Below are 12,948 nucleotides of genomic sequence, written 5' to 3' on the forward strand. Positions count from 1 at the left end.
AGAAAGGATCAAACGACAAACGCTTGAGCCAAGGCGCTTGCTTCACCGCAAGCTTGCCGCCTAAAACACATCAACCAGATGAGACCAAAAACTCAGCAAGCCAAAGCTTCAGCGTGTCTCAATTTATCTGACGACGGACACCTAGCTCAAGATCATTATATTCCAGAATGATGATGCAAATGTGCGGCTAACATCGACAGCCTTTCCACTATCAGGCCAGCTTGAGCCAGCGCTTTCAGTGAGTAGGTTAGCTCGAGCTTGTAACCCACTCTAACGGTCAATTCCCTTCACCCGCTCCACTTTCCGTCCGCTAACAAAAGAACGGAAGCGCACTAGAAGCGCACTGTAAGCCGCGCTAGATCATGGGCATGACCAATATGACACATGCCCGAGCGATCCTTGATCGGCTGATCGCTTTTGACACCACTTCTCGCAATTCCAATCTGGCGCTAATTGAATGGGTCGAAAGCTATCTTTCTGAGTATGGTGTAACTGGCCACCGTGTCGCCAATGAGGATGGCACCAAGTCCAATCTCTTCGCGACTATTGGGCCAATGGTTGAAGGCGGCGTGATCCTTTCGGGTCACACCGATGTGGTTCCCGTGGACAATCAAGACTGGTCCAGCGACCCTTGGATCACACGCGAGGAAAGCGGCAAGCTGTATGGGCGCGGCACGGCAGATATGAAGAGCTTTATCGCTTTGGCGCTTGCTTGGGTGCCAGAGTTTGCGAAGGGTGCCAAACCGATCCATTTGGCGATCAGCTATGATGAGGAGATCGGTTGTCTTGGTGCGCCCGCGATGATCGAACAGATGCGGACAAGTGTCCGGGCGCCGCGCCTTGCCGTTGTGGGTGAGCCGACGTCTATGCGGCTTGTGACCGGGCACAAGGGGATCAGCGTCTATAAAGTCGAAGTACAGGGTGCAGAGGCGCATTCCAGCCTCGTCAATCACGGCATCTCAGCCAATGAACATGCGGTGGATTTGATGCATTCCTTGGTCGAATTATCGCGCGAATTGAAAGCCAAAGCGGACCCCGACAATGGCTTCGACCCGCCCTATCCAACTCTTACGATTGGCGTGATGCAAGGGGGCGAGGCCGCCAATATTCTTGCTGGTCATGCCCAGTTCCAATTCGACCTTCGTTGTCCCCCGGGTTTCGCTCCTGATGAGCTGCTCGCTCCATTCAAGGCACGGTGTGAGGCGTTAGATAAAGAGCTGAGCGCACGCTTTCCTCAGGCTGGCGCTAGTTTTGAAAAACTGGCTGATGCGCCGCCTCTAAGCGACGATGGAAGCGATGATGCGATCGCCTTTGTGCAGAGGTTAACTGGCGAAAACATGCCGCCTGCCAAAGTGTCCTATGGCGCTGAAGCAGGGCAATTTCAGCAAGGCGGTTTTCCAACGGTCATCTGTGGTCCCGGCTCAATTGAACAAGCGCATCAGCCCAATGAATGGATCGCCCTAGAGCAATTGGAACAAGGTACACGTTTTATGGAGAGGCTGGCACAAGAACTGGCATAAGAGCTGGCTCAATAGCGGTTATGGATTTGGCAGGCAGTTCGGGGGATATGTCGTCGGTCGCATTCCATTTGCCGTTCGTCGAAACACAGGGCTCACCGTTGCGAGCGCCCGGCGTTCCATGTACCCGCCTCCGTTAGTCACTCGAACAGTCTTAGGAATGTGCCTTGCGTCTTTTAGTTCTACTCGTCGCGCTTTTGGTTTCTTCGCCGGCTTTTGCCCAAGGGATTCAACAAACCAAGGGCAATTTCGAGGACAAGTTTCGCCAATTGGATGAAGTGCTGGCCGATCCGAATGTGTACCGCAATGCATCGGGCGCCCCTGGCCACCAATATTGGCAGCAAGAGGCCGACTATCGAATCAATGCGACTTTGGATGAGGATGGACGCCGGCTAACCGCGCGCGCCATGATCACTTATAAGAACAAGTCGCCTGATACGCTGCCATGGATATGGATGCAGCTGGACCAGAACCGTTTCCGCACCGATAGCATGGCAGAGCTTACCGACACATTTGGTGGTCCGGGCAGGCGCGGTCCTGCGCGCTCCATTGGAAATGGCAACACTCCTGCGCGCCTTTCGATGGAAGAGCTGCGCCGCCAACAAGCGCTCGCGGACAACACGTATGGATATGATATTAGCCGGGTTCAGATGACCAGTGGCCGCGCGCTCAATCACACCATTGTCGGCACGTTGATGCGCATCGATTTGCCAACGCCTCTGCGTCCCGGTCAAAGCGTCAGCTTCAACATTGATTGGGCGTACAATATCGTCGAAGAGAATGTGATCTCTGCACGGTCCGGCTATGAGCACTTCCCCGATGATGCGCGCGAAGGGGGCAATGATCTGTTCCTGTTCGCGCAGTGGTTCCCGCGCCTTGTCGCCTATTCAGACTATGAAGGCTGGCACAATAAGGAATTCCTTGGCCGCGGCGAATTCACGCTCGAGTTTGGCAATTACGATGTCTCGATGAATGTGCCCAATGACCACATTGTCTCCTCTACAGGTGTGCTTGCAAACCCTTCCTCGGTTCTGACTTCGACCCAGCGTCAACGTCTGGCCAGCGCGCGCAACGCCGATGAACCGATGTTTATCGTGACACCTGAAGAGGCGCTCGCGAACGAAAGTTCTAACCCGACGGGTACCAAGACATGGCGCTTTACCGCGCAGAAAGTGCGCGACTTTGCTTGGGCAACAAGCCGCAAGTTTATCTGGGATGCGCAAGGTCACAAACAGCCGGGTGCGCAGCAAGAAACCGTAATGGCGATGTCTTTCTGGCCGAAAGAAGGTGGAGAGCTGTGGCGCAAATATTCAACCGCAGCCGTGGTCCACACGATGGAGGTCTATTCGCGCTATTCCTTCGATTACCCATACCCCACCGCACAGTCCGTCAATGGCCCGGTCGGCGGGATGGAATATCCGATGATCACCTTCAATGGTCCGCGCACGACCTTGCAGGATGATGGAACGCGGACCTACTCTGAGAGCGAGAAGATATTCTTGATCGGGGTCGTTATTCACGAGATCGGGCACATCTATTTCCCGATGGTGGTGAATTCGGATGAACGGCAATGGACGTGGATGGATGAAGGGATCAACTCCTTTCTCGACAGCGTTGCAGGGTATGAGTGGGACCCCAATATCCAATGGACCCGCAGCCTGCCGCGTGACCTTATTCCGTACATGACGTCAAGCCAGCAGGTTCCGATTATGACTCAATCGGACAGCGTCCTGAACATTGGTCCGAACGCATATGGTAAGCCATCTGCGGCCTATCACATCTTGCGCGATACGGTGATTGGGCGCGAACGATTTGACTTCGCCCTTCGCGAATATGCGCGCCGGTGGAAGTTTAAACGGCCCACGCCAACCGACTTCTTCCGCACGATGGAGGAGGCATCGGGCACAGATCTAGATTGGTTCTGGCGTGGTTGGTTCTACACGACGGATCACGTTGATATTTCCCTCGACAGCATTCACCGCTTGCGGATCGATACGGAGAATCCCGACATCGATCTTGCTCGTGACCGTCAACGCCTTGCCGATGAACCAGAGAAAGTTGGTGTTCGCCTGAACCGTGAGCAGGGTTTGCCAATTTGGGTTCTTGAGAACCCAGGCGTGACAGACTTCTACGACGAGAATGATCGCTTCACCGTGACCCCTCGGGATACAAAGAAGTATGAAGGCTTCCTCGAAGGGCTTGATGAATGGGAGCGCCAGGTTTTTGATCGGGCGGTGGCAGAGGACAACAATTATTACGTCCTCAGCTTCTCGAACCTTGGCGGATTGGTGATGCCGATCATCCTTGATCTGCACTTTGTCGATGGCACGAAAGAGCGCCTGCATATTCCAGCTGAAATCTGGCGTCGCAATTCGCGCAATGTCTCGAAGCTTTTGACTTTCCCGAAAGGTAAGGAATTGGCTGAGGTTGTGCTCGATCCTGATTGGGAAACAGCAGATGCGGATGTGAACAACAACCACTACCCGCGCAAAATTATCGATAGCCGCATCGAGGCGTTCAAACGTCCCGATCCGGCATCACGCGCAGGCCGCGATTTGATGGCTGAAGTACAGCAGGGTGCGAAGAAAAAAGAGGATGAAGAGGGCTCAAATTGATGCTGCGCTGGATTGCCGCTTTTCTCATGATAGCGCTCGCGATACCGGCGGCCTTTAATGGTGCGGCGGCGCATCAGCAGAAAGCTGCGATTACCAGTGTTGAACACAACCCGCGCACCGGGATGATTGAAATCGTCCATTCCATCCCCTTGCACGATGCCGAACATGCGCTGCGCCACCAAGGCAGCAAGCGCGCAGACATCAAAGGCAATGTCGAAAGCCGCCGAGCTTTTGCACGTTATGCCGCCGAGCGGTTTTCCATTGTGGTGGGCGATCGTGAACTTGAACTGACGGTGCTTGGTACTGAAATCGAAGGTGCAAGCATACTGGTCTATCAAGAAGGGGTGTCGCCTGGCGTTGGCGCTGAATTGGCCATTCGAGCACAAGTTCTCACCGATATTTGGTTGCGGCAAGTGAACAGCGTGAATGTCGGGCGCGGAACCGCGCCGCAAACGCTGGTCTTCAGCGGCGGCGACGGCGCTAAGACGGCGGTACTTCATTAAATGGCAAAAGCACTGGGTCAGCGTCTCGATGAAGCGGTAGCCTTTATTAGAGGCCGGACCAAACACCTGCCCGAACTTGCACTGGTCCTTGGGTCTGGGCTGGGTGATTTGGCGGAAGCGATTGAGGGAACGGCAATTCCCTATAGCGCCATTCCGCACTTCCCGGATTCCACCGCACCAAGCCATAAAGGCGTGCTCCATGTGGGCGAGCTTGCAGGCGTGTCGGTGGTGGCGATGCAAGGGCGAATGCATCTGTACGAAGGTTATTCACCTAAAGATGTCGTTTTTCCGATGCAGGTCATGGCAAGGCTGGGTGCTGGGACTGCGCTTCTCACCAATGCGGCTGGCGGTATTCGCGATGACTTTGAAGTAACCGATATCGTACTGATCGAGGACCATCTGAGCTTGGCTGGATTGGCAGGGGGCGACCCTTTGCGGGGCCCAAATGATGAGAGCGTGGGTGAGCGGTTTATCAGCATGAACAACGCCTATGATAAGAACCTGCGCGCGGCGGCCGAAAAGGTGGCCGGCGAAACCGGGCTCAACCTCAAGAGCGGCGTATACGGCTTTGTGAGCGGACCCAGTTTTGAAACCCCGGCTGAGATCCGCGCAATGCGAACGCTTGGCGCTGACCTTGTCGGTATGTCCACCGTGCCTGAAGTCATCGCCGCGCGGCATTCGGGCATGCAGGTGCTCGCGATCAGCACTGTCACTAACAAAGCGGTTAGCAGCCTGGATGATGACCATATCACGAATGCCGAGGAAGTCTGGGACGCAGCGGCGTTAATCCGGCCAAAGCTTGCGGGCTTTGTGGAGGCTTTGCTCCCTCGGTTGAGCGAAGCTACACAATAATGCGCATCGATACTCTCATCACCGGCGGCCATGTCCTTGCGATGGATGAGAGTTTCACCGAGTATCAGGTTGGAGCGGTTGCGATCCTAGATGGCAAAATTGTTGAATGCGGCGAAGCGGAAAACCTCTTTGCGCGCTATGAAGCGGATACGACCGTAGATGCAGACGGCGGCATAATCATGCCTGGGCTCGTCAATGGTCACTGTCATGCCGCGATGACGCTCTTCCGAGGTTACGCTGAAAACGTCACGCTCGACGCGTTCTTGGAAAAACTCTTCCACGCCGAAGACAACTACGTCTCGCCCGAAACAGTCTCCATCGGGGCAAGCGTTGCCTGCGCGGAAATGGTGCTTGGCGGGATTACCAGCTTTGTCGATATGTATTGGTATCCCGATGAAACCATACGCGCTGCCCGCGTGCTGAACATGTCAATCGTCGCAGGCCCCGTCTTCGTGGCCTTCCCCGGCTTTGATGACCTGTCTGAATGGTCGATGCGAACGGGTTTTGCCCAAGGATTTTCTGAGCGCTACAAGGATACACCGGGCGTTTTTCCAAGTCTTGCACCGCATGGCTGCTATACGTTGGATGAGCCCAAACTGGGGGAACTGGACACCATTGCTGAGCGGCACGGTCTGCCCGTCCAGATTCACGCCTCCGAAGCGCCGAGCGAGATGCAACTGGTGCGCGATGCCTATGACGCAACGCCGATTGAAGTGCTGGAGCGAACAGGTTTGCTCCGCCGCGATTGCCAGCTTGCCCACGCTGTCCATCTGTCGGACAGCGATATCGAGTTGATCGCGAACGCAGGGGCGAGTGTCATTCACAACCCTGCGTCCAACGTGAAACTGGCATCTGGCATTGCCCGGGTATGTGACCTGATGAAAGCAGGCGTTGCCGTTGGTTTGGGAACTGATGGTCCATCGAGCGGCAACGATCTCGATATGTGGAAGGCTATGCGGCTTGCAGCAAATTTGCAGTCGGTGAGCCGGGGCGAGCCGGGCGCCCTTAGTGACCGCGACACCCTGGCTCTCGCCACGCGGATCGGCGCAAGGGCGGCGGGGATGGGCGAGCATACCGGATCGCTTGAGCCTGGCAAAAACGCAGATGTGATCGTGGTTTCCACCAAAGGTTTGCATATGAGACCTGTGTTCAACCCCTACGCCAGTCTTGTCTATTCAGCGGGCCGCGAAGATGTCGCCCAAGTCTTTGCAAGCGGCCAACACATCGTCAAAAACGGCGAACTTCAATGGGATCGTTTTGACGCTTTGCTTGACCAATTCGACCAAATCGCCAAGGCCATCGCTGCGGACGAAAAGCTTGGACAGTTCGGCGTATAGTGGGCGAGGGCAGCCTCGCTGCGGCATTTGGGGGGACCTCCACTGATTGGACTTTTGGGAATTGCCGTCCTGATCGGCGTGGCCGTACTTCTTTCCGAAGCGCGCGGCCAGATTCACTATATCAACGCAGCCAAGGCGTTGACGCTGCAGATTGCGATTGCCGTGCTCGCGCTCGTAACGCCCGCCGGGCAGGCTGTCTTGCAAACGCTCTCAAGCGGAGTGGTCGAGGCTATATCTTACGCCAATGAAGGCATCGGATTTGTATTCGGGCCGCTTTCTAGCCCCGCAGATGGCCTCATTCTCGCTTTCCAAGTTTTGCCGGTCATTATCTTTATCGCCACGATCATGGCGGTGCTGTTCCATATCGGCATTATGACATGGGTGATCCGCATCATCGGTGGAGCTTTACGTTTTTTGACTGGGGCATCGCGCCTCGAATCCACTTGCGGTGCGGCCAATATCTTTGTGGGTATGGCCGAAAGCCCGCTTACCGTGCTGCCTTACCTGCCCAAGATTTCACGCGCGCAGATGTTTGTGATGATGTCGCTGGGGCTATCCAGCGTCGCTGGAACCGTTTTGGTTGCCTATTCTGCGCTCGGCATTCGGAGTGATCTTCTTCTTACGGCTGCGTTTATGGCGCCAGCTGGAGGCATTCTTTTCGGACGTATACTAGTGCCCGAAACCGGCGAGGCCTTCGATTTGGACGAGGCCGATAACGCAAACCCTTCCAGTCTGTCCAACGCTTCGAGCTTGATTGAAGCGGCCACCGATGGCGCAACTTTGGGTATGCAAATCATGCTGAGTGTGATTGCTGTCCTGATCGGATTTATCGCCGCTATCGCTTTTTTGAATGGGATACTGGGCGGCATCGGCGGCCTTCTCGGTTTCCCTGATCTCAGCCTAGAGCTTATCGTTGGCTACGCTTTTGCACCCATCTCTTACATCATCGGAGTGCCGTGGGAGGAGGCGACGCGGGCAGGGGTCTTTCTGGGTCAAAAAGTCGTGCTCAATGAATTCCTAGCCTATGCGAACTTTTCGCCTGTCGCTGACAGCTTTAGCGCTGCGGGCCAGATTACCCTCACCATCGCCATGTGCGGTTTTGCCAATTTCGGCGGCCTTGCAATCTTGATTGCGGGCCTGGGGGCCGCAGTTCCGGAGCGTAAGGCAGAGATTTCCAAGCTTGGCATCAAAGCGCTGCTCGCGGGCACGCTTTCAAACTTCACCAGCGCAGCGATTGTCAGCGTGCTTTTCGCTTTGGGTGGCTTCGCCTAATCCTTCCCAAGAACAACGCTGGCACTGGATTTGTGTTCGTTAATTTCTTGCGGCGTGAGCCCCTGCAATTCATGCGGAAAGACCAGCCAATCGTCGGTCTCATGTACGAAATAGTCCGGAGTGAGATCGGTCTGATTGCGCGACGGCTTGTAATAGACGGTCGCCACTTTGATCGTCTTGGGCAGATTGCGGCGGCACTTCAAAGAAAGTTCGCGCAACAAGGCTTCGATTGAACGGCCACTGTCGAACACATCGTCAATGATGAGCAGCGAATGATCACGATCCAGATTGTCGATGAGGTAATTGAGGCCCAACACGCGCACCTCTTTATGTTGTTGATCAATCCCGGTGTAAGACGATGTGCGCACTGCAATGTGGTCGCATGGGTGGCCGCGATACTCGAGCAATTCCTGCACTGCGATCCCGATCGGCGCACCGCCGCGCCAAATGGCGACGATATGGGTCGGATGAAACCCCGATTCGATAATCGCATCGCCTAGCGCGAAGGAATCTTCGAGCAGGTCATCAGCACTAAGAAAAGTTTTTTTGATCATCTCTGGTAACGCCCTGATGTCTTAATTTGTCCGCTTCCCTTACGGCTTTGGGGCTCGTGTTAGGGCTGGGGCACAAACATGCAAGTGCATCGTTGCCTTCAATAGAACCGCCAATGCCATAAATGCGATCAAACGGCTCTTGACGTAAACGTAAGGTATGGCAGGAAGAGATCAACGAAGTTCAACCGGAGAGAGAGCATGAATCTGGAATTCACGCCCGAAGAAAACGCATTCCGTGCGGAAGTGCGTGCCTTTATTGAAGCCAACCATCCCAAGCACCTCGAAGGGATGGGCAACCGCGAAGACATGTCTCCCGAAGACATGACCGCTTGGCATAAAATTCTAGGCAAGAAGGGCTGGTCTGCGCCTGCGTGGCCGACCGAATATGGCGGCACGGGATGGGATTCGACCCAGCGTTATATCTGGTCTGAAGAGAACGCTCGTGTTGGCACTTTCATGCCTCTGCCTTTCGGCATCTCTATGGTTGCCCCTGTGATCTACAGCTTCGGCAATGACGAGCAGAAGAAAAGGCACCTTCCCGGTATTCTATCGGGCGATGTGTGGTGGTGTCAGGGCTATTCAGAGCCGGGCGCGGGCTCTGATCTTGCCTCGCTGAAGACGACCGCTGTTCGTGACGGCGATCATTATGTGCTTAACGGCCAAAAGACATGGACCACTCTTGCGCAATACGCCGATTGGGGCTTTTTCCTTTGCCGCACCGATCCCGATGCGCCGAAACCCCAACAAGGCATCAGCTTCATCCTCGTCGACATGAAGACACCGGGTATTGAGGTGAAGCCGATCAAGCTGATTGATGGCGGTTACGAGGTCAATGAAACATGGCTCACCGATGTGCGTGTGCCGGTTGAAAACCTTGTAGGCGTGGAAAACCAAGGCTGGACCTATGCCAAATTCCTGCTCGCTCACGAACGCAGCGGGATTGCAGGCGTTGCCCGGTCTAAACGCGGGGTTGAAAAGCTGCGCGAGATTGCCGCGAATGAGACGCTGGACGGCGCGCCATTGATGCAAGACCTCGACTTTGCTCGTAAAGTGAGCCAGCTTGAAATTGATCTGGCAGCCCTTGAAATCACTGAACTTCGTACGCTCGCAGGTGAACAGGCGGGCAAGGGGCCTGGGCCAGAAAGTTCGATCCTCAAAATCAAGGGTACGGAGATACAGCAGCGCCTGACCGAACTCACGCTTGAGGCGGTGGGTTCCTATGGCACGCCAATGTACGGCTCTATCACCGATGCAGGCTCCAACGAGTACCCTATTGGTCCCGACTATGCTCAGCATTCAGCCGCGACCTATTTCAATATGCGTAAGACGTCGATCTATGGCGGATCGAACGAAATTCAGCGCAACATCATCACGAAAATGATCCTCGGCCTTTGAGGCACGCAGGCTAGACGGGAAGAGGAATACACCGTGGATTTCAATTTCACTGAAGAACAGGACATGGTTCGCGACGGTTTGTCGCGCATGGTCCGTGAGCAATATGGCGCAGAAGAGCGCCGTCAACTGATCGCCACTGACGCTGGTTGGAGCACCGCAATCTGGGGTCAGCTTGCTGAGCTTGGCATCCTTGGCATGCCCTTTAGCGAGGAAGACGGCGGCTTTGGCGGCGGCGCGATCGATTCCATGGTCGTCATGGAAGAGTTCGGCAAAGGTCTGGTCGTTGAACCATTTGTGCCCACCGTTGTGTGCGCTGGCGGCTTTTTGAAGCACGCTGGTACTGCGGCGCAAAAGGAAGAACATATCGGCGGCATCGTCTCTGGTGAGCGTGTCTTTGCCTTTGCTTACGCAGAGCCACGCGGGCGCTATGACCTCGCCAATCTTGAAACCACCGCTAAGAAGGACGGCGGCGACTATGTGCTGAACGGTCACAAGGCGGTCGTGATCGGCGCGCCTTGGGCAAGTCACCTTGTGGTGACAGCTCGGACCGGCGGCGAGCGCACGGACAAGCAAGGCATTTCAGTCTTTGTGGTCGACAAATCGTCCGAGGGCGTTGTCACCCGCGACTATGCAACTGTCGATGGTCGCCGAGCTTCGGAAATTTACTTCGAAAATGTCTGCGTGCCAGCAGAGGCTTTGATCGGTGAAGAGGGCAATGCGCTCCCCTTGATCGAACGCGTCACTGACGAAGCAATCGCAGCTCAATGCGCAGAGGTTTGCGGTGCGATGAAAGTCGCTCACGCAATGACGCTGGACTACGCTAAGCAGCGCAAGCAATTCGGTGTTCCAATTGCCAGCTTCCAAGTGCTGCAACATCGCATGGTGGATATGTACACGGAGTACGAGTGTTCAGTCTCGATGACCTATCTCGCAACGCTGCGTCTCGAAGCTGAGGAGCGTGAGCGCAAGCAGGCTGTGTCAGCAGCGAAGGTTCGCGTGGCTCAAGCCGCTCACCACGTGGGACAGGAAGCGATCCAGATCCACGGCGGAAACGGTATGACCGACGAATATGCAATTGGGCACTATTTCAAGCGCCTAACGATCTTCGATTCTGAGTTCGGCAATATCGACCACCATATGAAGCGTCACATCGCATTGGCGAGCTGATTGCAGATAAGTAAATTGGGCGAGATCCCAATATATAGCGAAAGCCCCGAAGCGATAAGCTTTGGGGCTTTTGTGTTCTCCATCACTTTTTTCCGCGCGCTATCTCACTATGGCGGAGGCAAGGTTGTATCCACGCCGGCGAGTTAAGGGGGCTGAAGGCGCAGAACGCGCAGTTTTATCACACCTTGGAGCGGCGATTGTGTCGCAGGGTTACAAGCCTTTTTCCGGGGAAGTGGTTAGAAAACCGGTGTAATGGGTGAATTTTGGGGGCGGGTGTTCGACGTAGGGCTTGCACCATCTCCAGAAAAAGGCAAAGTTAGCGCATCTCCTGGGGGGGAAGAGATGACAGTATTAAGGCCGATTTGGGGTTTCTTTACTCCGCTGTGTCGCATCAACACCGCTGCTGTGCGGGTGATTGCGGCTTTTGGGCTTCTCACAATTGTTCCATCAGCAACCGCTTCGGGCAATGCGACCTTTGAGGGCGTTGCTTCGTGCGCGGGCTCGACCTGCCATGGCCGCGCCGAAGGGAATGGTGCCGTTGTCCGGCAGGATGAGATTGCCACATGGCAGGAACCTTCCTCTCCTAGCGGGGCGCACAGCCGTGCCTACGCGGTCCTTGCGGGACGTCGCGGTCAACAGATCGCAAGCAGCCTTGGATTGGGGGATGCGACTCAGGCAAAGGATTGTCTTGGATGTCATGCGACATACGTTCCAGCTGCCAAGCGCGGGGCGCGATTCCAATTGTCGGATGGTGTCGGTTGTGAAAGTTGTCACGGGGCGGCTGAAGGCTGGCTTTCGAGCCACTATGCAGTGCCTGCGACCCATGCTTCGAATGTGGCCGATGGACTGACCCCGCTTGAGAACCCGCAAGCTCGTGCGAATGTTTGCCTCGACTGCCACTATGGCTCTACCAAACCCGGACAATTCGTCACGCACTCTATGATGGCAGCCGGTCACCCGCGCGTCTCGTTCGAACTCGACCTATTTAGTGCGCTCCAGCAGCATCACAATATTGACGATGACTATAAGCGCCGCAAACGCGCGCCGGATGCGGTCCGTTTTTGGGCGGTTGGACAGGCGGAGGCGGTGAAGCGTGCGACCGGTCTGTTCTCAAATCCAAAATTCGGCATGGAGGGGGCATTCCCGCAATACTATTTCTTTGATTGTCATTCCTGCCACCGCGAAATTCAGGATTCAGCGATCCGCCGTCTAACGTTCGAGGAAAACTCATCGCGCCCAATTCCATTCGGCAATGCGCCATTTAATGATGAAAATATCATCATGCTTTCGGCGGTCGCGGGTGCTTTGGTTCCGGGACAGGCCGATGCGTTCAAACAGGCAAGCCGCAACTTTCATGGCGCGCTTGGCGGTAGTGGCCAAGATCCCCGTGAGGCGGCGCGAGACTTGTCTCGCAGGGCTGGAGCGCTTTCAAATGCGTTATCTCAGCGTGCCTATGCCAATTCGGATGCATTCCGGGTGATTGATATCATCGGCAACAACGCAACGCGCCCGCGATTTACCGACTATTCTGGTTCAGTTCAGGCGGTGATGGCGGTGGATACCTTGCTCAACGGGCTTGTGACCAATGGCCGTGTGACGCCGGGGGCTGCGGCTGGCATTCGGGTTAGCATCAACAAGGCCTATGCAGCAGTTGAGGAGCCAAACTCCTTTAACCCTGCCGATTTTCGTACATCGCTCGCCTCTGCGCTCGCTTCGATCCGAAGGTTGAAATAGCG

Annotated in this window: 10 protein-coding genes; 9 read left to right on the forward strand and 1 reads right to left on the reverse strand. The window is 55.4% G+C overall.

The window, feature by feature from the left end; genetic code table 11:
• Positions 1–368: 368 nt before the first annotated feature.
• The 6 genes from argE (at position 369) to ABJ205_RS01580 (ending at position 8,096) form a co-directional block, all read left to right on the forward strand.
• Positions 369–1,520 (forward strand): acetylornithine deacetylase, encoded by a 1,152-nt coding sequence (gene argE / locus ABJ205_RS01555; RefSeq protein WP_348158908.1) that lies wholly within the window; start codon positions 369–371, stop codon positions 1,518–1,520.
• Between the two features lie 164 nt (positions 1,521–1,684).
• Positions 1,685–4,132: a M1 family metallopeptidase gene (locus ABJ205_RS01560; RefSeq protein WP_348158910.1), complete on the forward strand. Its 2,448-nt coding sequence runs from the start codon at positions 1,685–1,687 to the stop codon at positions 4,130–4,132.
• The gene (locus tag ABJ205_RS01565) at positions 4,132–4,635 is read left to right on the forward strand and encodes a DUF6702 family protein (RefSeq protein ID WP_348158911.1); all 504 of its coding nucleotides are present in this window, start codon (positions 4,132–4,134) and stop codon (positions 4,633–4,635) included. The genes ABJ205_RS01560 and ABJ205_RS01565 overlap by 1 nt, the downstream gene beginning before the upstream one ends.
• Complete coding sequence (locus tag ABJ205_RS01570) at positions 4,636–5,487, forward strand: purine-nucleoside phosphorylase (protein ID WP_348158912.1); 852 nt, start codon at positions 4,636–4,638, stop codon at positions 5,485–5,487.
• Complete coding sequence (locus tag ABJ205_RS01575) at positions 5,487–6,824, forward strand: amidohydrolase (RefSeq protein WP_348158914.1); 1,338 nt, start codon at positions 5,487–5,489, stop codon at positions 6,822–6,824. The genes ABJ205_RS01570 and ABJ205_RS01575 overlap by 1 nt, the downstream gene beginning before the upstream one ends.
• A 54-nt stretch (positions 6,825–6,878) precedes the next feature.
• Complete coding sequence (locus tag ABJ205_RS01580; RefSeq protein WP_348158915.1) at positions 6,879–8,096, forward strand: nucleoside transporter C-terminal domain-containing protein; 1,218 nt, start codon at positions 6,879–6,881, stop codon at positions 8,094–8,096.
• On the opposite strand, the gene ABJ205_RS01585 is transcribed toward ABJ205_RS01580, so the two are convergent.
• Positions 8,093–8,650: a phosphoribosyltransferase family protein gene (locus ABJ205_RS01585; RefSeq protein WP_348158917.1), complete on the reverse strand. Its 558-nt coding sequence runs from the start codon at positions 8,648–8,650 to the stop codon at positions 8,093–8,095. The genes ABJ205_RS01580 and ABJ205_RS01585 overlap by 4 nt on opposite strands.
• A 198-nt stretch (positions 8,651–8,848) precedes the next feature.
• On the opposite strand from ABJ205_RS01585, the gene ABJ205_RS01590 reads away from it, so the two are divergent.
• The 3 genes from ABJ205_RS01590 (at position 8,849) to ABJ205_RS01600 (ending at position 12,946) form a co-directional block, all read left to right on the forward strand.
• On the forward strand, positions 8,849–10,045 hold the full coding sequence (locus ABJ205_RS01590) for an acyl-CoA dehydrogenase family protein (RefSeq protein ID WP_348158918.1): 1,197 nt from the start codon (positions 8,849–8,851) through the stop codon (positions 10,043–10,045).
• Positions 10,046–10,078: 33 nt separating this feature from the next.
• Positions 10,079–11,212 (forward strand): acyl-CoA dehydrogenase family protein, encoded by a 1,134-nt coding sequence (locus ABJ205_RS01595; protein WP_348158919.1) that lies wholly within the window; start codon positions 10,079–10,081, stop codon positions 11,210–11,212.
• A gap of 342 nt (positions 11,213–11,554) precedes the next feature.
• Entirely contained in the window at positions 11,555–12,946 is a 1,392-nt protein-coding gene (locus ABJ205_RS01600; RefSeq protein ID WP_348158921.1) for a multiheme c-type cytochrome, read from the forward strand.
• Positions 12,947–12,948 lie beyond the last annotated feature (2 nt).

The sequence above is a fragment of the Erythrobacter sp. genome (assembly GCF_039988855.1).
GTDB lineage: Bacteria > Pseudomonadota > Alphaproteobacteria > Sphingomonadales > Sphingomonadaceae > Erythrobacter.